This window comes from Amycolatopsis sp. La24 (assembly GCF_029087445.1).
In the GTDB taxonomy this organism is placed as follows: domain Bacteria; phylum Actinomycetota; class Actinomycetes; order Mycobacteriales; family Pseudonocardiaceae; genus Amycolatopsis; species Amycolatopsis nivea.
This window is the reverse complement of record NZ_JARACH010000043.1, coordinates 47,222-68,382: the sequence shown is the minus strand read 5'-3', so window position 1 is coordinate 68,382 and position 21,161 is coordinate 47,222. Positions and strand designations below refer to the sequence as shown.

The 21,161-nt window shown below is 68.3% G+C and carries 22 protein-coding genes; 15 read left to right on the top strand and 7 right to left on the bottom strand.

Translation table 11 applies throughout. The features are described 5' to 3' along the window. Positions 1-3: 3 nt before the first annotated feature. The 6 genes from rpmF to rsmD all read right to left on the bottom strand — a co-directional run bounded on the left by rpmF (position 4) and on the right by rsmD (position 4,062). Positions 4-186 carry a 50S ribosomal protein L32 gene (gene rpmF, locus PUT80_RS31695; protein WP_009074209.1) on the bottom strand — a complete coding sequence of 61 codons (183 nt, stop codon included), beginning with the start codon at positions 184-186 and terminating at the stop codon, positions 4-6. A 74-nt stretch (positions 187-260) separates the two neighbouring features. After that, positions 261-878: a DUF177 domain-containing protein gene (locus tag PUT80_RS31690; protein WP_037811654.1), complete on the bottom strand. Its 618-nt coding sequence runs from the start codon at positions 876-878 to the stop codon at positions 261-263. A gap of 341 nt (positions 879-1,219) precedes the next feature. After that, entirely contained in the window at positions 1,220-1,945 is a 726-nt protein-coding gene (locus tag PUT80_RS31685; RefSeq protein ID WP_037812104.1) for a DivIVA domain-containing protein, read from the bottom strand. Positions 1,946-2,099: 154 nt separating this feature from the next. After that, complete coding sequence (locus tag PUT80_RS31680; RefSeq protein ID WP_275294373.1) at positions 2,100-2,819, bottom strand: ribonuclease domain-containing protein; 720 nt, start codon at positions 2,817-2,819, stop codon at positions 2,100-2,102. A gap of 141 nt (positions 2,820-2,960) precedes the next feature. Then, positions 2,961-3,443: a pantetheine-phosphate adenylyltransferase gene (gene coaD / locus PUT80_RS31675; RefSeq protein ID WP_275294372.1), complete on the bottom strand. Its 483-nt coding sequence runs from the start codon at positions 3,441-3,443 to the stop codon at positions 2,961-2,963. Positions 3,444-3,495: 52 nt separating this feature from the next. Next, entirely contained in the window at positions 3,496-4,062 is a 567-nt protein-coding gene (gene rsmD / locus PUT80_RS31670) for a 16S rRNA (guanine(966)-N(2))-methyltransferase RsmD (RefSeq protein ID WP_275294371.1), read from the bottom strand. A 125-nt stretch (positions 4,063-4,187) separates the two neighbouring features. Between rsmD and PUT80_RS31665 the strand changes: the two genes are divergently transcribed. The 15 genes from PUT80_RS31665 (at position 4,188) to PUT80_RS31595 (ending at position 19,778) form a co-directional block, all read left to right on the top strand. Continuing rightward, a complete protein-coding gene (locus PUT80_RS31665; protein ID WP_037811662.1) occupies positions 4,188-6,311 on the top strand; it encodes an AAA family ATPase in 2,124 nt (707 codons plus the stop codon). 39 nt (positions 6,312-6,350) lie between these two features. Further along, on the top strand, positions 6,351-7,346 hold the full coding sequence (locus PUT80_RS31660) for an LLM class flavin-dependent oxidoreductase (RefSeq protein WP_205673051.1): 996 nt from the start codon (positions 6,351-6,353) through the stop codon (positions 7,344-7,346). After that, positions 7,346-8,149: an alpha/beta hydrolase gene (locus PUT80_RS31655; RefSeq protein WP_275294370.1), complete on the top strand. Its 804-nt coding sequence runs from the start codon at positions 7,346-7,348 to the stop codon at positions 8,147-8,149. Before PUT80_RS31660 ends, PUT80_RS31655 begins: the two co-directional genes overlap by 1 nt. Before the next feature lie 289 nt (positions 8,150-8,438). Next, complete coding sequence (locus PUT80_RS31650) at positions 8,439-9,212, top strand: ABC transporter permease (protein ID WP_037811666.1); 774 nt, start codon at positions 8,439-8,441, stop codon at positions 9,210-9,212. Beyond that, positions 9,212-10,054, top strand: a complete 843-nt coding sequence (locus PUT80_RS31645; protein WP_037712855.1) for an ABC transporter permease — start codon at positions 9,212-9,214, stop codon at positions 10,052-10,054. Before PUT80_RS31650 ends, PUT80_RS31645 begins: the two co-directional genes overlap by 1 nt. Continuing rightward, positions 10,051-11,292 (top strand): MCE family protein, encoded by a 1,242-nt coding sequence (locus PUT80_RS31640; RefSeq protein WP_275294369.1) that lies wholly within the window; start codon positions 10,051-10,053, stop codon positions 11,290-11,292. Before PUT80_RS31645 ends, PUT80_RS31640 begins: the two co-directional genes overlap by 4 nt. Next, the gene (locus tag PUT80_RS31635) at positions 11,289-12,290 is read left to right on the top strand and encodes an MCE family protein (RefSeq protein WP_037811670.1); all 1,002 of its coding nucleotides are present in this window, start codon (positions 11,289-11,291) and stop codon (positions 12,288-12,290) included. Before PUT80_RS31640 ends, PUT80_RS31635 begins: the two co-directional genes overlap by 4 nt. Continuing rightward, complete coding sequence (locus PUT80_RS31630) at positions 12,287-13,270, top strand: MCE family protein (protein WP_275294368.1); 984 nt, start codon at positions 12,287-12,289, stop codon at positions 13,268-13,270. Before PUT80_RS31635 ends, PUT80_RS31630 begins: the two co-directional genes overlap by 4 nt. Continuing rightward, positions 13,267-14,265 carry an MCE family protein gene (locus tag PUT80_RS31625; RefSeq protein WP_275294367.1) on the top strand — a complete coding sequence of 333 codons (999 nt, stop codon included), beginning with the start codon at positions 13,267-13,269 and terminating at the stop codon, positions 14,263-14,265. Before PUT80_RS31630 ends, PUT80_RS31625 begins: the two co-directional genes overlap by 4 nt. Continuing rightward, positions 14,262-15,314, top strand: coding sequence for an MCE family protein (locus PUT80_RS31620; protein WP_037811674.1), 1,053 nt, complete (start codon positions 14,262-14,264; stop codon positions 15,312-15,314). Before PUT80_RS31625 ends, PUT80_RS31620 begins: the two co-directional genes overlap by 4 nt. Continuing rightward, positions 15,314-16,519, top strand: coding sequence for an MlaD family protein (locus PUT80_RS31615; protein ID WP_275294366.1), 1,206 nt, complete (start codon positions 15,314-15,316; stop codon positions 16,517-16,519). Before PUT80_RS31620 ends, PUT80_RS31615 begins: the two co-directional genes overlap by 1 nt. After that, a complete protein-coding gene (locus PUT80_RS31610; protein ID WP_275294365.1) occupies positions 16,498-17,181 on the top strand; it encodes a hypothetical protein in 684 nt (227 codons plus the stop codon). Before PUT80_RS31615 ends, PUT80_RS31610 begins: the two co-directional genes overlap by 22 nt. 512 nt (positions 17,182-17,693) lie before the next feature. Continuing rightward, a complete protein-coding gene (locus PUT80_RS31605) occupies positions 17,694-18,164 on the top strand; it encodes a hypothetical protein (RefSeq protein WP_275294364.1) in 471 nt (156 codons plus the stop codon). A gap of 34 nt (positions 18,165-18,198) precedes the next feature. Then, positions 18,199-18,834, top strand: a complete 636-nt coding sequence (locus PUT80_RS31600) for a hypothetical protein (RefSeq protein ID WP_037811678.1) — start codon at positions 18,199-18,201, stop codon at positions 18,832-18,834. Between the two features lie 332 nt (positions 18,835-19,166). Next, positions 19,167-19,778, top strand: a complete 612-nt coding sequence (locus tag PUT80_RS31595) for a DUF6801 domain-containing protein (protein ID WP_238607883.1) — start codon at positions 19,167-19,169, stop codon at positions 19,776-19,778. A 335-nt stretch (positions 19,779-20,113) separates the two neighbouring features. Here PUT80_RS31595 and PUT80_RS31590 read toward each other — a convergent pair whose 3' ends face one another. Beyond that, a complete protein-coding gene (locus tag PUT80_RS31590) occupies positions 20,114-21,148 on the bottom strand; it encodes a hypothetical protein (RefSeq protein ID WP_134727853.1) in 1,035 nt (344 codons plus the stop codon). Between the last annotated feature and the right edge of the window lie 13 nt (positions 21,149-21,161).

Here is a 21,161-nt window from a genome sequence, read left to right as displayed (position 1 = left end):
CGCTCAGGCGGGCTCGACGACCTGGCGGCCGTTGTGCTGGCCGCAAGCCGGGCAAGCGACGTGCTGGATTTTCGGCTGGCGGCAGGCGCGGTTGGAGCAGGGCACCAGCTGAACCGGAGCCGCCTTCCACTGGCTGCGGCGGGAGCGCGTGTTGGATCGCGACATCTTCCGCTTCGGGACGGCCACGAGTAGATCTCCTTCAAACGGTCTGCTCGCGGATGCGAGCGAACTTACTTCTCCCGGATCGAGCTGGACGCTCGTCAGGCTTGCTCTCCGGAGCCGTGCGCAGGCTTTTCGCCCGCGTTCTCGTCGAATCGCTCGACCAGCGCGGCCCACCGAGGATCTATCTTCTCATGCCCGTGTCCGGGCTCGAGATCGGCCCACTTGACGCCGCATTCGATGCACAGTCCCGGGCAGTCCTCGCGGCACAGCGGGGCGAGCGGGAGCGCCAGCACCACGGCGTCGCGGACGGTCGGCTCGAGGTCGATCCGGTCGTCGACCAGGCGGGGGATCTCGTCCTCGTCGGTGGTCTCCTCGGTGGCCGAGCCCGGGTAGGCGAACAGCTCGGTGAGGTCGACCTCGACGTCCTCGGTGACCGGGTCGAGGCAGCGCGAGCACTCGCCGGTGGCGACCGCCGAGGCGGTGCCGGTGACGAGGACGCCCTCGACGACGGATTCGAGCATCAGGTCGAGCTCGACCGGCTCGCCTTCGCGGATTTCGAGCACGCCGGGGACGCCGAGCGAGGTCGGCACGGGCGCGCTGCGACGCAACTCCCGGCTGAGTCCCGCGCGGCGGCCGAGCTCACGGGTGTCGACCACCCACGGGCTGCGGTCGTCGAGCTGCGCGGGGCGGGGGTTCTGGGCAGGGTTTTCGGACATCGCCTACCAGCGTACGCAGCCCCCGCAACCTCGTTGGAGGAGGCCAGGCCTGGCGAGCGCCGATCGCGGCCGGAACCGTGACCGGCACGCACGAGGCCGCGGCGCCGGGTGGCACGCGGGTGCGCGGTGGTCATGCGCCCCAATGTGGCGTTCGGTGCGTCGCATGCACCCAATGTGGCGTTCGGTGCGTCGCATGCACCCAATGTGGCGTTCGGTGCGTCGCATGCACCCAATGTGGCGTTCGGTGCGTCGCATGCACCCAATGCCACATTGGGGCGCTAGCCCCGCCGACAGCCTCGGGCATCCGTCCCGACCGGCCGGAACACCCGCGAGGCGGTTGGTCAGACCTGGTAGTCGTACAGCGTCGAGCGACCGCCGCCATGGCCGGTCGAGGGCGAGCGCAGGTGGTTACGGCCCGAGTCGACGGTGCGCAGCGTGGTCGCCAGCAACTCGGAGAACTCCGCCAGCTTGCCGTCCACGTACGCGTCGCAATCGGCACGCTGACGGTCGGCTTCGGCGTGCGCCTCGTCGACGATCCGCGCGGACTCGGCGTGCGCGGCCTGCACGACCTCGGTCTGCGAGACGAGCCGGGCCTGTTCGGCACGGGCGTCCTCGATCGCGCGGTCGTAGGCGTCGCGGCCGGCCTGGATCATCCGCTCGGATTCGGCGCGGGACCGTTCGGTGAGGTTCTGGTACTCGGCCTGTCCGCCCGCGACCATGCGCTCGGCCTCGTTGTGCGCGTCGCCCAGCATCTGCTCGGCGCGGGCGCGCGCGTCGGCGAGGATGCGCTCGGCCTCGGACGTGGCGTCCGACACCGTCCGCTCGGCTTCCTCGTTCGCGCTCGAGACGGTCTCCCCCGCCTCCTTGCGCGCGGCCAGCAGCAGGTCGTCGCGCTTGTCGAGCACGTCCTGCGCGTCGTCCACTTCGCCGGGAAGCGCGTCTCGGACGTCGTCGAGCAGCTCGAGGACGTCGCCGCGGGGCACCACGCAGCTGGACGTCATGGGAACCCCACGGGCCTCTTCGACGATCGTGACGAGCTCGTCGAGTGCCTCGAAAACCCGGTACACGGCCACTCCCTCAAGCAGTTTCCCCGATCACTGGCTTCCAGTCTGCCCGCTTCGCAGCCTGAACCGGTGAACGAGCACCCGACCGGGCGTGTCCTGGTGCGCACGGGAAGGGGCGGCCTCACTCGTCGGTGAGACCGCCCCTCCCGCACCAGCGTCAGCTGTTGAGATCGATCTTCTTGAAGGTGGCGTAGTGGTCCGGCGTGTAGACGAGCTCGCCGCCCTTGCCGGAGATCACGCGGTCTTCCGAGCCGACGTCGTACAGCGTGTAGTAGCCGGCGTCGCACGCGGGCAGGACGCCCTCGCGGTTTTCGTAGGTCGTGCCGTCGTTGAGGGTGCCCTCGCGCACGCCGTCGACGACCTTCTTGGCGTCGGCGGACAGCGTCGAGTAGCCGACCGGGCTCAGCTTCGACAGGTCGCCGCACTTCACCGGGGTGCTGCCGCCGTCGATGTCGATGGCCTGGAAGGACGCGTAGTGGTCGCCGGTGTAGAAGTACTCGCCGCCCTGGCCGGTCACGATCCGGCGGGTGCCGCGGTTGCTCGAACCGGGCGTGGGCACGGTGTACTCGTGGTAGTAGCTCGACGCGCAGGAGGGCAGGATCCCCTCGCGGTTGGTGAAGACGACGCCGTCGTTCTTCGGGTACGGGAACGGCCCGTTCGTCTGGATGAGCTTGTAGGTGTCAGTCGCCTGCGCGGGCAGCGCCGACAGCTTGACGTGCGTGAAGCCGGACAGATCCCCGCAGGAGTTCTGCTTCGGCTGCACGGACGCCGGAGCCGCCGGGGACAGCGGGACGGCCTCCGCGGCCGTGCCGAACCCCAGGAAACCGACCAGCAGTGCGAAAAGGACACCGACTATGCGGCTGCGGTTGTTGGTCATTTTCGGACGGTAACCCGGACGGGTGGTCTGCAGAATGACGCGAGGTGAACAGCTTCGGGCCGCGGCCGAAGTCCCGACGAAGGCAGTAAGCCGTTCAGGCTAAATCGGCCGCTGGACTGGCCTTCCGGCCGGACGCGGTGCTCAGTCCCGCTCGGCGTAGACCGCGACGAGGCGTTCGTAGACCACCGGCGGCACCAGGTTCTCGATGTCGCCGCCGAGCGCCGCGATCTCCTTGACCAGCGAGCTGGACACGAAGCCGTACGCCGGGTTGTTGGCCATCAGCAGCGTTTCGAGGCCGGTGAGCTCGCGGTTCATCTGGGCCATCTGCAGCTCGTAGTCGAAGTCGCTGACCGAGCGCAGGCCCTTCGCGACCGCGGCGATGTCGTTCTCGCGGCAGTAGTCCACGAGCAGGCCCTGCCACGAATCGACACGCACGTTCGGCAGTTTCGCGGTGATCTCGCGCAGGATCTCCATGCGTTCCTCGACGCTGAAGAGGCCCTTCTTGCTCTTGTTCACCCCCACGGCGACGACAACCTCGTCGAAGAGCGCCGAAGCCCGCTCGATGATGTCGAGATGTCCGTTGGTGGCCGGATCGTAAGAGCCGGGACAGACCGCACGCCGCATGGCGCGGACGCTATCAAGCCCCGCCGTCGCGCGCGCTCTCGTGACGACTGCGTCACACCTCAGATGAGCTGTCGTACTCAGCCCAGTACAGCGCCGTGTCGCCGTAGCGCTTGTCGCGAAGCGGCTTGAAGGTCGACGGCCAGTCCGGAGCACCGTCGCGCGCAGCGCGTTCGATCACTGCCAACGCGCCTTCGGCGAGCCAACCGCCGCTGTGTAGAGAAGCGAGCACTGTGCCCAGCGAAGCAGCGTCGACCGCGTACGGCGGATCTGCCAGCACCACGTCGAACTGCACCGTCGCAGGCGCGGCGACCACTGTCTCCACTTGTCCGGCTCGCACCGTGCCGCCCAGCCGCAACTCGGCGACGTTGCCGCGAAGCACGTCTGCGGCCCGGCGGTCGGCTTCCACGAACCACGCGTCCGCGGCGCCGCGTGAAAGCGCTTCGAGACCGAGCGCGCCCGAGCCGGCGTAGAGGTCGAGCACGCGGGCTCCGTCCAGCTCGCCGGCCACTTCGAGGGCGTTGAACAGTGCTTCCCGCACCCGCTCCGACGTCGGGCGGGTGCCTTTGGGCGGCACCTTCAGCCGCCGTCCGCCCGCCTTCCCCGCCACGATCCTCGTCACCCGGCCATCTTCGCCCAAGGTCGCGATGTGGCGTTAGGCAGGACTTGCCGAACCCGCGCGCGCGGGCGCGTAGAGTCGTCCTTCGCCCTTCAGAGGCGCGTTGATGGAGTTCAAGGGAGCGTTGCGTGTCGGAACCCCGGGTGAGACGGGCTGAGATCGCCGTCGAGCAGGCACACGTCGACCGGGTTTACACGCGGCTCGCCGAGCTGCGGACCCAGGCCGAGGCGATGCGGGCCAAGGGCTACGAGCTGGGCCAGGGAGCACAGCGCGAAGCGATCTTCGAGCAGGCGTCGATGCTGTTCGAGCGCGACATGATGGTCTACCACGCGAACCAGACCCTGCAGACGCTCGACGCCGAGTACGAGGGACTGGTCTTCGGCAGGCTCGACCATCTCGACCGCGAGCACATCTACGTGGGCCGCCTCGGGATCCGCGACACCGAGTTCGACAACCTGGTCACCGACTGGCGCGCGCCCGCCGCCGCCGCGTTCTACCAGGCCACCGCCGAAGAGCCGATGGACGTCGTGCGCCGCCGGGTGATCCGCTGCTCCGGGCAGACGGTGCTGGACGTGGACGACGACGTGCTGATCGCCGACGCCGTCCCCGAGGACATGCAGATCGTCGGCGAGGGCGCGCTGATGGCCGCGCTCGGCCGCTCGCGCGGCGAGAAGATGCGCGACATCGTGGCGACGATCCAGAAGGAACAGGACGACGTCATCCGGGCGCCGTGGCGCGGTGTCACCGAGATCACCGGCGGTCCGGGCACCGGCAAGACCGCCGTCGCGCTGCACCGTGCCGCGTACCTGCTGTACCGGCACCGCCGTCAGCTCGGCGGCGCGGGCGTTCTCGTGATCGGTCCTTCGGGCGTCTTCACCACGTACATCTCGCGCGTGTTGCCGTCGATGGGCGAAACGAACGTAGAGCTGCGCGCGCTCGGCGAAGTCCTCGACGGTCTCGAAGCGACTCGACAGGACACGGCCGCGCTGGCCGCGATCAAGGGTTCGCTTCGCATGCGAAAGGTGCTTCTGCGCGCGTTGCGCGACACCCCGCCCGAAGCGCCGACGGAGCTGAAGATCGTCTATCGCGGCGAAGTACTGAAGCTCACCGCGCGCGAGTTGGAGAAGGTACGGCGCAAGGCGCACACGCAGGGCGCGCCGCCGAACCGGTCGCGCGTACGCGTGGCAGAGCTGTTGCTGGCCGCGTTGGCGGACAAGGCCGAGGAGTACGCGAAGGCGGACGGCAAGGAGATCGACCGCGCGGAGCTGATCAACGATCTCGGCGAGCGCATCGACTTCCACCGGTTCCTGGTGGTGTGGTGGCCGGTGCTGTACCCGGCGCAGGTGCTCAAGTGGCTGGGCAACGAGAAGCGGATGGCCGCCGCGTCGAAGGGCATCCTGAACCGCACCGAGATCAGCCTGCTGTCGGCCGATTTCGCGGACCGTTCGCGCGGCTGGTCGGTCGCCGACGTCGCGTTGCTGGACGAGCTGCGCGTGCTGGTCGGTCCCGAGCCGAAGCGCCGCCGTCGCCAGACCGTGGTCGAGGTGGCCCCGGAGCGCGGCAGTTCCGGCGGCGCGCCGCACCGTCCGGAGCACTACGACGAGTACTCGCACGTGGTCGTCGACGAATCGCAGGACCTTTCGCCGATGCAGTGGCGGATGATCGGCCGTCGCGGCAAGTACGCGAGCTGGACCGTCGTGGGCGACCCGGTGCAGAGTTCGTGGCCGGATCCGGACGAGGCGGCGCAGGCGCGCGACCAGGCGTTCGGCGTGAAGACCACGCGGCGGCGCTTCACGCTCCGCACGAACTACCGGAACTCGGCGGAGATCTTCGACCTGGCGGCGAAGGTCGTGGCGGGCCACGCGCAGGCCGACGAACTGCCCAAGGCCGTGCGCACCACCGGAATCGAGCCGGAAGTCCGGCCGGTCGACCAGGCGGCTCTGGCGACGGCGACGCAGACCGCGGCGAAGGAACTGCTCGGCGCGGTCGAGGGCACCGTCGGGGTGATCACCGCCATGGACCGCGTCGAAGAGGTCGAAGGCTGGCTCGCCGGGCAGACCGACGAGCGGCTCAAGGTCGTCGGGTCGCTCGATTCGAAGGGCCTCGAATACGACGCGGTCGTGCTGGTCGAGCCGATGGACCTGGTCACCGAGTCCTCGACCGGGCGACGCGTGCTGTACGTCGCGCTCACCCGCGCGACCCAGCAGCTCATCGTGCTCGCCTCGAACCCGGATTGGCTGCCGCACGCGTAGGCGGGAAGGGAATCGCGGCCGCGTGCGTTACGGCTGTACGTGACCTCCCTGCCTGACGTGCCGCTGTCCGTGCTCGACCTCTCCCCCGTTTCCGAAGGGAAGGGGGTCGGCGAGGCGCTGCGCAACACCCTCGATCTCGCCCGCAACGCCGAGCGGCTGGGCTATCACCGGTACTGGCTCGCCGAGCACCACAACATGCCCGGCATCGCCAGCTCGGCCACGGCGGTGCTGATCGGGCACGTCGCGGACGCCACCGAGAGCATCCGCGTCGGGTCCGGCGGGATCATGCTGCCGAACCACGCGCCGCTCGTGGTGGCCGAGCAGTTCGGCACGCTGGAGGCGTTCCACCCGGGCCGGATCGACCTGGGCATCGGCCGCGCGCCGGGCACCGACCAGCGCACCGCGCTCGCGCTGCGCGGGCCGGGCGGGCTGTCCGCGGAGAACTTCCCCGAGCACCTGATGGAGCTGATCAGCTACTTCGAGCCGGACGCGGCGCGCGGCGTCAACGCGGTCACCGCCGAGGGCAACAAGCCGCCGGTGTGGCTGCTCGGCTCGTCCGGCTTCAGCGCGCAGCTGGCCGGACGGCTCGGGCTGCCGTTCTCCTTCGCGCACCATTTCGCGGCGGAGAACACGCTGCCGGCGGTGCGCCTGTACCGCGAGAACTTCCAGCCGTCCGAGGTGCTTTCCGAGCCGTATGTGATGCTGGGCGTGCAGGTGATCGCCGCCGAAACCGACGAGCGCGCGGAGTACCTGGCCGGGCCGAGCGGGCTGACCTTCCTGAGCCTGCGCCGCGGTCGCCCCATCGCGTTGCCGACGCCGGAGGACGCCGCCGAGTACCCGTACACCGAAATGGACCGCGCGTTCCTCGCCGAGCGGTTCGGGTCGAGCATCGTCGGCGGGCCGGAGAGTGTCCGCAAGGGACTGGACCAGCTGCTGGCCGACACCGACGCGAACGAGCTGATGATCACCACGATGGTGCACGGACACGAGGACCGGGTGCGTTCGTACGAGATCGTCGCCGATCTGAAGCGCTGATGGAGGTCTTCGACTGGCGCGAACAGGAGGTCCGGTGGTCCCGGCAGGGTTCGGGGCCGCCGCTCGTGTTCTGTCACGGCACGCCGTGGTCGTCGAAGCTGTGGGAGCCGATCGCGGCGACGTTCGCGGCGGACTTCACCGTGTACCTGTGGGACATGCCGGGCTACGGCAGTTCCACCATGGCCGAGGGACAGGACGTCTCGCTGGCCGCGCAAGGCGAGACGTTCGCCGCGCTGCTGGACCATTGGGGGCTCGAAGAGCCGGACGTGGTGGCGCACGACTACGGCGGCGCGGTCAGCCTGCGCGCGTTTCTGTTGCACGGAGCGGCTTACCGATCGCTGGCGCTGGTGGACGTCGTCGCGCTGGCCCCGTGGGGTTCGGAATTCTTCCGTCTGGTGGCGGAGAACGCGGCCGTGTTCGCGCAACTGCCGCCGAATCTGCACGAGGCGCTGGTGCGGGAGTACATCGCCGGCGCCGCGCATCGTCCGTTGTCCGCCGAAGCGCACGAGATGCTTGTCGCACCGTGGCTCGGCGAAGCTGGGCAGGCCGCCTTTTACCGGCAGATCGCGCAGGCCGATCAGCGGTACACCGACGAAATCGAGCCGCGCTACCGCGACGTCAGCGTGCCCACGCTCGTCGTGTGGGGCACCGAGGACACCTGGATCCCGGTCGATCGCGCACACCGGCTCGCCGGGACGATCCCGGGCGCCGGACTGGAATTGGTCCGTTCGGCCGGACACCTCATCCACCTCGACGCACCCGAGGCGCTGACCGCTTCGCTGCACCGCTGGCTCGCTCGCTGAAATACCCGGAAACCGCCCCGCCGGTTTTTATTTTCCGGCACTGACAACCGCATTCCCGGCAGTTGTCACAACCGCACAAGAATTCGGCGGTTACTGCGCCGTGACCCCGGATGACGGGGCAAGTTCTTGTCTGCGGGCAAGGCCCTCGTTAGCGTACTGACCAGTAACGAAACCGCACGGTAACCCCGCCGCAGTTTCCGCACCGGACCGGTCCGCCATTCGGACCAGCATCGGAACGGGCGTTCGGCGGGCATTCCGCCGTGCCCGGAAATTGCTGGGAGGTCGGGCGATGGCGTTTCCCGGCGCCGCGGCACTGCACCAGACCGGCCGGCTTTACGCGCTGGGGCTCGACGTCGTCCGGCTGACGTTCCGCCGCCCGTTCCAGTTCCGCGAACTCGTGCAGCAGTTCTGGTTCATCGCGAGCGTGTCGATCCTGCCGACCGCGCTGGTGTCGATCCCGTTCGGCGCGGTGATCGCGCTGCACATCGGGTCGCTGACCACGCAGATCGGCGCGCAGTCGTTCACCGGCGCGGCGAGCGTGCTCGCGATCATCCAGCAGGCCAGCCCGATCGTGACCGCGCTGCTGATCGCGGGCGCGGGCGGCAGCGCGATGTGCGCCGACCTCGGTTCCCGCACCATCCGCGAGGAAATCGACGCGATGGAGGTGCTGGGGGTTTCGCCGATCCAGCGGCTGATCGTGCCGAGGGTGCTGGCCGCGATGGGCGTGGCGGTGTTCCTCAACGGCATGGTCAGCGTGGTCGGCGTGCTCGGCGGCTACTTCTTCAACGTGATCATGCAGGGCGGCACCCCGGGCGCGTACCTGGCGAGTTTCTCCGCGCTGGCGCAACTGCCGGACCTGTGGATCAGCGAGATCAAGGCGCTGCTGTTCGGGTTCGTCGCCGCGGTCGTCGCGTCGTATCGCGGACTGAACCCGCGCGGCGGGCCGAAGGGCGTCGGCGACGCGGTGAACCAGTCCGTCGTGATCACGTTCCTGCTGCTGTTCGTGCTGAACCTGGTCCTCACCACGGTCTACCTCCAGCTCGTGCCGCCGAAGGGAAGCTGATGGCCACCCCGACTCCGACGCGCGTGCTCGAGGCCATCGACCGCAGGCTGGGCTTCCTCGACACCCTCGGCGACCAGATCCTGTTCTTCCTGCGCGCGCTCGGCTGGGTGCCGCGCGCGGTGCGCCGGTACCTGCGCGAGATCGTCCGGCTGCTGGCCGAGGTGAGCTTCGGCAGCGGCGCGCTCGCGGTGATCGGCGGGACCATCGGCGTGATGGTCGGGATGACCGTCGCGACCGGGACTGTCGTTGGGCTGCAAGGGTATTCGGCACTGAACCAGGTGGGCACGTCGGCGTTCGCCGGGTTCATTTCGGCGTACTTCAATACCCGCGAGATCGCGCCTTTGGTGGCCGGGCTGGCGTTGTCGGCGACGGTCGGCTGCGGGTTCACGGCGCAACTGGGCGCGATGCGGATCTCGGAGGAGATCGACGCGCTCGAGGTGATGGGCATCCCGAGCGTGCCGTATCTGGTGACCACGCGGGTGATCGCCGGGTTCATCGCGGTGATTCCGCTGTACGCGGTGGGCCTGTTGTCGTCGTATCTCGCGTCGAGGCAGGTCACGGTGTGGGGCTTCGGGCAGTCGGCGGGCACGTACGACCATTACTTCCTGCTGTTCCTGCCGCCCGGCGACGTGCTGTGGTCGTTCGGGAAAGTGCTGATCTTCAGCGTCGTCGTGGTGCTCGCGCATTGTTATTACGGCTTCCGCGCGAGCGGCGGTCCGGCGGGCGTCGGCGTCGCGGTGGGCCGGGCGGTGCGGACGGCGATTGTCGCGATCAGCGTGCTGGACTTCTTCCTCAGCCTCGCGATCTGGGGCGCGACGACGACCGTGCAGGTGGCCGGATGAACCGGCGCTGGCACAAGACCGGAGTCCGCACCGCCGGGGTGCTGTTCCTGGCGGCGCTTTCGGCGTTCGTGCTGCTCACGGTGAAGATCTACAACAAGGACTTCACCACGACGGTCCCGGTGATGCTCCAAGCCGACCGCGTCGGCAACCAGCTGCGCGCGGGCGGGCAGGTGAAGGCGCGCGGCGTCGTGGTCGGCGAGATCCGCGGCGTGCGCGCGATCCGCGGCGGTGCGGAGATCTCGCTCGCGCTGGACCCGGAGCAGGTGCAATGGCTGCCGGTCAACGTGTCCGCGTTGCTGGTGCCCAAGACCCTGTTCGGCGAACGGTACGTCCAACTGTCCATTCCGGACACCGGCCGGAAGCGCCCGTTGCGGGCCGGAGACGTGATCTCGCAGGACCGGTCGGCGAACGCGATCGAGCTGGAGCGCGTCTTCGACAACCTGCTCCCGGTGCTGAAGGCCGTGCAGCCGCAGAAACTGGCCACCACGCTGACCGCGGTTTCCACCGCGCTGCAAGGCCGCGGCGAACAGCTGGGCCAGACGTTGGCGACCGCGTCGGACTACCTGCGGCGGTTCAACCCGAACCTTCCGCAGCTCGACCGAAACGTGCGCGACCTCGCCACCGTCACCCAGATGTACGGCGACATCGCACCCGATCTGCTCGACGCGCTCACCGATTCGTCAGTCACCCTCGGCACGATCAACGCCAAGCGCACAGACCTCGGCTCGCTGTATCAGCAGGTGACCACGTCGTCGCAGGACCTCACGACGTTCCTGCAGCAGAACCGGAACAACATCATCGCGTTGTCCGCGGACAGCCGCCGTCCGCTCGAAATCGGTGCTAAGTACTCCCCCAGCTTCCCTTGCACTCTACAGGCGCTCACCGACTTAAAACCGTCGATGGACAAGGTCCTCGGCGCCGGAACGAAGGAACCCGGGCTGCACGTCGAGGTCACCGTGTCCAAGTCGCGCGGGAAATACGTGCCGGGCAAGGACGATCCGGCGTACACCGAGAAGACCGGCCCGCGCTGCTACCCGAGCGGGGTGACGCCGACCGCGGGCACTCCGGCGACCGTGCCGTCGACCGGCGACCTCGGTATCGCGAATTCCCCGCAGGAGCAGCAGTTCCTGGGCCCGTTGCTCGCGCCCCAGCTGGGTGTTCCGACCGCTGACGTGCCGATGTGGAGCAGCGTCCTGGTCGGCCCGCTCTATCGCGGAACGGAGGTGACGGCGAAGTGAGAAACCTTGCCGCTCCCCTGGTCAAAAGCCTGATCTTCATCCTGGTCACCGTGCTCGCGACGGTCGTTCTCGCGTTGTCGATCACCGGCGGCTCGGTCGGCGGGAGCCAGCGGTACGGGGCCACTTTTGTCGACGCCACCGCGCTGAATGTCGGCGACGACGTGCGGATTTCCGGGGTGAAGGTCGGGCAGATCGAAGGCCTCGACGTCGTCGACCAGAACCGCGCGCACGTCAGCTTCTCACTGGAAGACGGCCGCACGGTGCCCGCCAACGTGACCGCGGTGATCAAGTACCGCAACATGGTCGGCCAGCGCTATCTCGCTTTGGAGCGCCCCCGCGACCCGGCCGGGGTGTTGCCGTCCGGCGGCGAAATCCCGCTGGACCGCACGACTCCGGCGCTCGACCTGACCGACCTGTTCAACGGTTTCAAACCGCTCTTCCAGGCCCTCTCACCAAAGGACGTCAACGACCTGTCCGGCGAGATCGTCCAAGTGCTGCAAGGAGAAGGCGGCACGGTGACCGAACTGCTGCAGCACACCGGATCGCTCACCAGCACGCTCGCCAGCCGCGACCAGGTCATCGGCGAGGTGATCGGCAACCTGAACTCGGTGCTGAAAACCGTGAACGGCAAGGGAGATTCGCTCGCGACGCTGGTGTCGACGCTGCGCCAGCTCGTGTCCGGGCTCGCCGAGGACCGCACGGCGATCGGCGACGCGGTGTCCGGGCTGGCCGAGCTGACGCAGTCCACCAGCGGGCTGCTCACCGAGATCCGGCCCGGGCTCAAGGACAGCATCTCCGGTCTCGACGCGCTGACCCGGAACCTGAACAAGGGGGAGGCCGACGTGGACAAGGCATTGACCACGCTGCCCAAGAAGATGGACCGCATCGGCACGCTCGGGTCGTACGGCTCGTGGATGAACTTCTATCTGTGCAAAGCCGTCCTGGAGACGTCGCCGCCGCGCGGCGTGGCGGAGACCGCGGCGAGGTGTGGCGCGTGAAGTCGTTCCGGGAGCGCAATCCGCTCGTGCTGGGGGTCGTCGGCAGCCTCGCGCTGGCCGCGGTGCTCACCGGCACGCTGAACTACAACCGCCTGCCGTTCCTCGGCGGCACCACCTACCAGGCCGAATTCAGCGAGGCCGCCGGGCTGCAGGCGGACGACGAGGTGCGGATCGCCGGGATCAAGGTCGGCGAAGTGTCCCAGGTGGACCTGGACGACGACCACGTGGTGGTCAGTTTCCGGGTCAAGAACGCCTGGATCGGCAACCGGACGTCGGCGCAGATCAAGATCAAGACGTTGCTGGGCCGCAAGTTCCTGGCTCTCGACCCGGCCGGGCGGGCGGAGCAGGACCCGGACCAGCCGATCCCGCGCGACCGCACGGTGACCCCGTACGACGTGACCGACGCGTTCAACGGCCTCGCCGACACCGCGGGCGCGATCGACACGAAGCAGCTCGCGACCAGCTTCTCCACGATCAGCGACACCTTCCGCAACTCGCCGCAGCACGTCCGCACCGCGCTGGACGGGCTGAGCGCGCTGTCGAAAACGATCTCCTCGCGCGACAACGAGATCGCGGAACTGCTGGCCAACGCGCGCAAACTGACCACCACGATCGCCAACTCCAACGACGACTTCGAGAAACTCGTCAAAGACGGCGACCTGCTGCTCACCGAACTGGACCACCGCCGCGACGCGATCCACCAGCTGCTCGTCGGCACCCAGCAGCTCGCGAAGCAGCTGTCCGGGCTCGTCGCGGACAACACGGCGCAGCTCGCACCGGCGTTGCAGCAGCTCGGCCGCGTGACCGATCTGCTGCAACGGCAGGACGAGAACCTCGCGCAAAGCCTCAAGCTCGCCGGGCCGTACTTCCGCGTGCTGACCAACACCGCCGGCAACGGCCGCTGGATCGACAGCTACCTGTGCGGCCTCCTGCCGGAGAACCGCGATCCGTGCACCCCGCCGAAGGAAGGCGCGAAATGACCACGCGCGCGTACCGTTTCGTCGTCTTCCTGCTGGTCATGGCCTTGGTGGTCTGCGGCGTCCTGTGGTGGGTGTTCTCCGGGTCCGGCCGATACCGCGTCACGGCGTACTTTTCGCGGGCAGTCGGTGTCTACAGTGGATCCGACGTCCGGGTGCTCGGGGTGAAGGTCGGCGAGGTCACCGCGGTCCTTCCGCAGGGCAGTCAGGTTCGTGTCGACTTATCGGTAGATCCGCACATCCCCGTCGCCGCCGACACCACCGCGCTGGTCATCGCGCCGAGCGTGGTCGCCGACCGCTATGTCCAGCTGGGCAAACTCGCCCGAGGCGGCCCACGTTTAGCCGACGGCGCGGTGATCGGCACTGCCCGCACGGGCACGCCAGTGGAGCTGGACCAGCTGTATTCGAGCCTGGACACGCTGAGCAAAGCGCTCGGCCCGAACGGCGCGAACTCCCACGGCGCGCTGTCCGACCTCCTCCGCACCGGCGCGGCGAACCTGGACGGCAACGGCAAGGCGTTCAACAGCTCCGTCCGCGACTTCGCCCGCCTCGCCCGCACCCTGGCGGGCAATTCGCAGGACCTGTTCAGAACCGTCGACGAACTGCAGAAGTTCACCACCATGCTCGCCACGAACGACCATCAGGTCGCCGACGTGAACCAGCAGCTGGCCAAGGTGTCGGCCACCTTGGCGGAGAACCGCGGCGAACTGTCCGACGCGTTGCGCTCGCTCGGCGGCGCGCTGGCTTCGGTCCAGGGCTTCATCCGGGACAACCGGGCCGCGATCAAGTCCAATGTAGACAAACTGGCCAAGACGACGCAGACGCTGGTCGACCAACGCGCGTCGCTGGCCGAAGCGCTGGACGTCGCGCCGCTGGCCGCGCAGAACGTGCTGAACGCGGTCGATCCGGAAACCGGACGTCTGCAAGGCCGCGCTGACCTGCTGGATTACCTGCCGTTCCCGACGACGGACGCGGCCGTGACGGGAGGTGGCCAATGAAGGCGCGAAGGCTCTTCCTTGCGCTGGCAGTGAGCACGCTGGCCGGCTGCGCCGCACCCGGCGGCTTCCGGGGCGTCTACGACCTCCCGCTGCCCGGCGGTGCGGACCTCGGCGCGCATCCGTACGAGGTCACCGTCCAATTCGCCGACGTCCTGGACCTGGTGCCGCAAGCCGCGGTGAAGGTGGACGACGTCCCGGTCGGGCGGGTCCAATCGATCCGCCTGGGCGCGGACGGCTGGACCGCCGAAACCGTCCTGGCGGTGAACGGCGACGTCCACCTGCCCGCGAACGCCGTCGCCCGGCTGCGGCAATCGTCGCTGCTGGGCGAGAAGTTCGTGGAACTGGCCGCGCCGGTCGCGTCCCCCTCCGGGCAGTTGGGCGACAAGGCGGTCATCCCGGTGTCGCGAACCAACCGGAACCCGGAGTTCGAGGAGATCTTCGGTGCACTGTCGCTGCTGCTCAACGGCGGCGGGATCGGGCAGTTGCAGACGATCAACCGCGAACTGACGAAGGCCATGGACGGCAACGAGGAGGAGATCCGCAGTTTCCTGTCCGGGGTCAACCAGCTGATGACGAACCTCGACGCGCACCGCCGCGACATCACCGCCGCGCTGGACGGTCTCAACCACCTGTCGGCGTCGCTGGCCGACCGGAACCAGCAGATCGCCGACGCCCTCACCGACCTGACCCCCGGTCTGAAGACCCTCACCGACCAGCGGCCGCAACTGGTAACGATGCTGCAATCGCTGGACCAACTGTCCACAGTGGCCACTGATGTCACGAACAAGAGCCGCGACGACCTGGCCGCCGACCTGCGCGCACTCGCTCCCATCCTGCGCCGCCTGGCCGATGCGGGGCAGAACCTGCCGAAGGCGCTGGAAATCCTGCCCTCGTTCCCCTTCACCGACCCCGTCCTGGACGCGATCAAGGGCGACTACCTGAACGTCTACGCCACGGTCACTCCGGGTGCCGGTGTCCCGCTGCCGCCGCCGGGTCAAGGCGTCCCGCCCGGCCTTCCGACACTGCCTCCCCCTTCCGGGGGTCAGTGATGCTCACCAGACGGATCCGGATCCAGGTCATCGCCTTCGTGATAGTCGCGCTGGCCGCGACCTCGTTCGTCGGCGCGAAATACGCCGGGATCGCGCGCCTTTTCGGAGCCGGGACCTACACCGTGCACCTGGAACTTTCCGAAGGCGGCGGCATCTTCACCAACGGCGAGGTCACCTACCGAGGCGTGGCAGTCGGCCGGATCGGCCAATTACGCCTGACCGAACACGGCATGGAAGCGGATCTGCTGCTGGACACCTCCGCCCCGCAGATCCCCTCGAACGCCCGCGCAATCGTCGCGAACCGCTCCGCCGTCGGCGAGCAATATGTCGACCTGCAACCGACCACCGACCGGGGTCCCTACCTGGAAGACGGCAGCGTCATCCCCCGCAGCTCCACCACCCTGCCCCTTCCCGTGCAGACCTTCTTGTCCGACGTGGACTCGCTAACGGCCTCGGTCCCGACCGAGGACCTGCGCACCGTGGTCAACGAACTGGACAACGCCCTGCAAGGCAGCGGCCCAGACCTGCAGTTGCTGATGGACACCGCGAGATCCTTCACCGATTCCGCCTCCGCCCACCTGCCCCAAACCACAAAACTCCTCGACGACGGCTCGACAGTCCTGAAAACGCAAGCCGCGTCCTCGACCGCGTGGCGCGACTTCAGCCGGAACGCCCACCTGTTCGCCTCGCAACTGGCTTCGTCGGACGGTGACCTGCGCCAGCTGATCGCGACCGCCCCGCCGGCTGCTACCCAGGTGACGGGCTTGCTGCGCGACAACAGCCCCGGCCTCCCCATCCTGATGGCCAATCTTTTGACGACAGCCGACGTCTTCAGCGCCCGTACCGACGGCCTGGAGCAACTGCTGGTGACGCTGCCGAAAACCGTAGCCGCAACGTCGTCAGCCATCACCCCCGACAGCGGACGGCTTTCACTGGCCCTGACGTTCTTCGACCCGCCGCCGTGCCGGAAAGGCTACGAGAGCACGAAGATCCGCAGCAGCGCCGAGCTTCCGGTGCTCCCGTTCAACACCTCAGCGGCCTGCACGCTGCCCGCCGGAGACCCGTCGTCGGTGCGCGGCTCCCAGCACGCACCACACCCCGGAGTCCCAGAGCCCGCCCACCCAGGCGGCCTCCCCGCGGCGGCTGCCGGACTTCCGACGTCGACTGATCTGGAGGAGATGCTGTGGCTACGCCGGGGAAACTGACGGTCTCAGCGGACGAGACTTCCTCCGTCGACGACGTTTTGCTGCCTGCCGCGGAGTCTTCGCTTGTCGCCGACTCGTCGACCGACACAACCTCCTCCGATTTGCTGCCTGACGCGGAGTCCTCACCCGTCGCCGACTCCGCGACCGACACAACTGCCTCCCCCACGACCGCAAAATCCCCTCGCAGGTGGACGTGGGCCGCCGGAATCGCCCTGACCGCAGCCGCCGCTTTCGCCGCCTGGTCAGCCTGGTCATGGCACGCCGCCGCGACCGCTCCCGCCTCGACCGCAGGCGCGACCCGCGACGAAGCCGTCACCGCCGGCCGCGCCCTGATCACCACGGTCACCACCTTCGACCCCCAACACCGCGACCAAACCCTGACCCACTGGCAATCCGCGACGACCGGCTCTCTCCAGTCGACCTTGCCCAGCAACATCCCGCCCGACGGCTCCGCCACCACAGGCCACGTCCTAGACGCCGGACTCTCCGACCTAGACGCCGAAGCCGGTACCGCGAAACTTCTGGCTTCCGTGGAAATCACCGTCACCAAGGACGGCACCGCACAGCCCATCCGCCGCACCCGCCTGGCCGCGACCATGACCCGCACAGCTTCCGGCTGGAAACTCAGCTCACTGGAGCAACTGGGGGTGGCGGGGTCATGAAGCTCTCCCTGCACCGGCGGAAGCCACGCACCGAACCCGCTGACTCCGCTGGGGCCGCAACCGACTCCGCGCAGCCGAGCGCTGTTGCGGCCGATTCCGCGCAGCCGCATGCAGCAAGTACCGACCAGCCACCAGCCGCAGCCGTCCAGCCACGCACTTCCGGTGCCGGAACTGCCAAGGCATCTTCCGAACCCGAGACCACCGCAGCAGCGCACACCGCTCCCGAGCACGCCACTGCCCCAGCCGAATCCGCCCAGCCACCCGCGAACCCCGCCCAAGCCTCAGCCACCGACCAGCGAACCACCGCGGCAGCCATTCAGCCAGCACACACCACCGCTCAGCCACCCTCTCCCGCGACCGCCACCTCCTCCCGCACCGACTCAACTCCCCACACCACAACAACCTCCGATCCCCACCAACCACCCGCCGACACCGAACCCGCCAAACCTCCCGCTCCCGGCCCCAACGCCGAGCATCCCCGCAACACCCGCCTCCTCGCTCTCCTCCTGTCCTTGACCGTCCTGTTCACCGCCGTCGGCGTCTGGTGCACCGTCGAAGCCCGTTCCACCAGCGCGTCCGCCGCCGCCTCGAACCGCGCGCTGACCGATCAGCCCGCGACCGCCGCGGCTACTTCCGCCATCAGCCTCACCCTCAACAAGATCTTCTCCTACACCTACGACAAAACCGACGTCACCGAGAACGCCGCCGCCACCCTGCTCCGCGGCCACGCCCGCGATTCCTACGAAAAACTCTTCGCCCAAGTCCGCACGATGGCCCCGAGCCAACGCCTGACTCTCACCTCCCGCGTCTCCGCCGCCTCCGTCCAGCACCTCACGAACGATCACGCACAGTTGCTCGTTTTCCTCGACCAGTCCGCCACGAGGGGGAATTCCGCCACTCCCGAGACAGCCGCCGCGCAACTGGCCGTCACCGCTGAACGCATTGACGGAAACTGGTTCGTCACCGATCTAGCTCCCCGATGAAATTCTGTTTCCTCACCGCCGAAGGAGTACCGTCATGCCCATTTCCCGGATCGCCAGAATCGGCGTGCTCGCAGCGGCCGCCGCGACCGCGGTCAGCCTCGCCTCCGCCGTTCCCGCATCAGCGACCGAAATACCCATTCCGATCTCCTACTCGGTAACGGGCAGCACGGTCGTGAAGAAGACCGGAAGCACCCTCGACCTCGGCCCCGGAAGTCTCGCCGGAAATCTCCTGGTCGACGATCAAACCGGAGCCGTCGGTCTCAACGCCAATCTGCAATTGCCGCCGGCCACCGCGCACATTTCGCTGCTCGCGGGCGGCTTCAAGATCAAGGCGAAGGTCACCGTCACCCCGACCGCACCCGCTACTGGCACCCTCGCGAACGGCACCCTCACCACGCACGAAACCGCGAACATGGAGATCAGCGACATCTGGGCGGGCCCGATCGTGCCGGTCTTCCCGGTCCCGACCGTGCCCGGCAGCTGCACGACCGTCAAGCCGATCGACCTGACCCTGACCGCGGCGAACGTCGACATCACCAAGCCGATCACGCTCACCGGGAATTACACCATCCCGGACTTCAAGAACTGCTTCATCGCCGACCTCGCGCTCGGCGCACTGGTGTCCGGACCGGACAACACCATCTCGCTGACCTTGACCTCCAAGAACTGATCAACCACCCGAAAACGGAGTGCCGGAAAATGTTTCCGGAACTCCGTTTTCGCATATACAACCTGAGCACAATTGTCATGCTCACACGAAACGCCGATACTGTTTACGCGGCCGATGACAAAAGAATCGGTCCAGTCGCCGACTCGCGGACAAGGCGCTGACCAGGGTTGTTGCCGACTGAACTCGCGGGTAACCTTGGGCTCGCGGCCGGTATTGCTCACCGAGCCGATCCCCGTTCCCGAAAACCTGGTCCGGAACGGAATCCGCGGAAACCTCCGTCCCCACTGCGCAGGATCGCCGCGAAAACTGCAGTCCGATCTAAGGAGAATGGTATGCCCCGGCTCAGCAAACTGTCCACGGGCGTGGTGACCGGCGTCGCGGTAGGCGCGATCGCGGTCCTCACCGCAGGCACGGCCTCGGCCGCCACCGCGACCTACCAGGCCGGCCCCGCGAACTACAGCTGCACGTTCCCGGCCATCCCGGCACAGAACGTGGCGATCACCGCGCAGTTCGGCGGCCCGGACACGATCCCCGTCAACGGCACCACGACGCCGTCCAATGTTTCCGGCACCGCGACCATCACCGCGCTGGTCCACGCGCTGCTCACCGCCGCGGGATACGACGGAATCCGCGGCACCGCCGACGTCCCGATCACCGTCGACAACGGTTCGCTCTCCCCGTCGGACGCCTCCGGCCTGCAGATCCCGGAGCAGATCTACCCGGCGGGCGGCGCGATCACGGTGAACATCGCCCAGACCTCGACGTCGTCGATCCCGACCTACACGGCGCCGAGCACCCCCGGCACGGTGACGTTCGGCCTCGACACGGGACTCTCCGCGCAACTCGAGTTCCACAAGGCGTCAGACGGCAGCTGGACCCCGTGGACCATGCAGTGCAGCGCCCCGTCGGGCACCAGCTTCAGCCCCTCGGGCACCATTTCCTGACCCATTCCGGCGGAGGGGCGGCCGAGTGCCGCCCCTCCGCCGTCGTATCCAGGACCGGCGCAGCCAACCAGAAGACCAGCTCCCGCCCGGCCGTGTGCCCCGGTCTGGCACCTGAGAACCGCTTCCCGTCGTGACACGGAGAAGCGCCTTCCTCAGCATGCGGGCAACGATCCGCTGGTGCGGCGAACGAGAAACCGGTTCAACGCCCGAGCTTCCCAGCGCACCGGAAACCGGCTCCGTTCAACGTCCGGCAACCGGCTCGACCCGAGACGAACAGTCGTGACCCCGTTCCAACGCACCGGAAACGCGGCCCTGCACCCTCGCCGCCTGGCGCTTCACCGACGGCAGCGGATCGACAGATCCGTGATCACCAGGTTGTACTCGTAGCCCGCCGACGCACCGGTGACCGGCCCGCACACCGGCGGTTTCGGCACCGTCGCCTGGCTGTAAGTGTTGTTGCCCCAGAGGACCATCGACCCGTCCGCCTTGACCACCAGGTTGTGGTTCCACCCCGCATCAATGGCGACAACCCCGCTCTTGGCCGCCGCGGGGACCTCGGTCTGGCCGTCGTTGTCGTGCCCCCAGGCGATCACTCCGCCGTCTTTCAGCGCGAGGCCGTGCTCATACCCGGCCGAAATCGCAGTCACCCCGGACCGCGCCGCCTCGGGAACTGTCGCCTGGCCGAAAGTGTTGCTGCCCCAGGCGAATACGGAGCCGTTCTTCAGTACGAGGCTGTAATCCCCGCCCGCCGAGATCGCGCTGACGCCGGACTGCGCGAAGTCCGGAACGTCCGACCGGTTCCCCCAGCTGACCACCCGGCCGTCCGCCAGCAACGCGAGACTGTGCACCGCACTGGTGGAAATCGCCGTGACCCCGCTGGAGACCGACGCGGGAAGCTCCGTCTGGCCGTACCAGTCGTTCCCCCACGCATACACCTTGCCGTTCTTGAGTCCAAGGCCGTGCGTCCAGCCCGCAGCGATCTGGCTGGTGCCCGACGACAGTTCCGCCGGCACTTCGCTTTCGCCGAAATTGTTGTCGCCCCAGGCGAGCACGGCACCGTTCTTGAGCGCCATCGCGAACTCTCCTCCGGCCGAAACCGCGGAGAGACCCGAGGTCAGGGCCGGTGGCATGGGCGAGGGCGCTTTTTGCGTCCCCCACTGGTAAAGCCCGCCCGCGGCGGTCAATTGCGGCACGTTCGCCGCGCCGGCCGCACTGCCTGCCTCCCGCTGCGCTCCCGCCGCATTCGGTCGCGTCGGCTGCGGCGCCCACGTCGCGGCTGCCGGACCGCTCGACGAGGTCCCTGCGCCCACTACGACGACCGCGAAGACCGCCGTCGCTGCCTTGCGCCATCTCCGGCGTCCGGCCGCCATCGCAGCTCCTTCC

Excerpts from the sequence above, each read along its gene's own strand:
- PUT80_RS31690 (WP_037811654.1), bottom strand. The coding sequence starts at position 878 with ATGTCCGAAAACCCTGCCCAGAACCCCCGCCCCGCGCAGCTCGACGAC.
- PUT80_RS31680 (WP_275294373.1), bottom strand. The coding sequence starts at position 2,819 with ATGACCAACAACCGCAGCCGCATAGTCGGTGTCCTTTTCGCACTGCTG.
- coaD (WP_275294372.1), bottom strand. The coding sequence starts at position 3,443 with ATGCGGCGTGCGGTCTGTCCCGGCTCTTACGATCCGGCCACCAACGGA.
- PUT80_RS31655 (WP_275294370.1), top strand. The coding sequence starts at position 7,346 with ATGGAGGTCTTCGACTGGCGCGAACAGGAGGTCCGGTGGTCCCGGCAG.
- PUT80_RS31650 (WP_037811666.1), top strand. The coding sequence starts at position 8,439 with ATGGCGTTTCCCGGCGCCGCGGCACTGCACCAGACCGGCCGGCTTTAC.
- PUT80_RS31645 (WP_037712855.1), top strand. The coding sequence starts at position 9,212 with ATGGCCACCCCGACTCCGACGCGCGTGCTCGAGGCCATCGACCGCAGG.
- PUT80_RS31640 (WP_275294369.1), top strand. The coding sequence starts at position 10,051 with ATGAACCGGCGCTGGCACAAGACCGGAGTCCGCACCGCCGGGGTGCTG.
- PUT80_RS31625 (WP_275294367.1), top strand. The coding sequence starts at position 13,267 with ATGACCACGCGCGCGTACCGTTTCGTCGTCTTCCTGCTGGTCATGGCC.
- PUT80_RS31620 (WP_037811674.1), top strand. The coding sequence starts at position 14,262 with ATGAAGGCGCGAAGGCTCTTCCTTGCGCTGGCAGTGAGCACGCTGGCC.
- PUT80_RS31615 (WP_275294366.1), top strand. The coding sequence starts at position 15,314 with ATGCTCACCAGACGGATCCGGATCCAGGTCATCGCCTTCGTGATAGTC.
- PUT80_RS31600 (WP_037811678.1), top strand. The coding sequence starts at position 18,199 with ATGCCCATTTCCCGGATCGCCAGAATCGGCGTGCTCGCAGCGGCCGCC.
- PUT80_RS31595 (WP_238607883.1), top strand. The coding sequence starts at position 19,167 with ATGCCCCGGCTCAGCAAACTGTCCACGGGCGTGGTGACCGGCGTCGCG.
- PUT80_RS31590 (WP_134727853.1), bottom strand. The coding sequence starts at position 21,148 with ATGGCGGCCGGACGCCGGAGATGGCGCAAGGCAGCGACGGCGGTCTTC.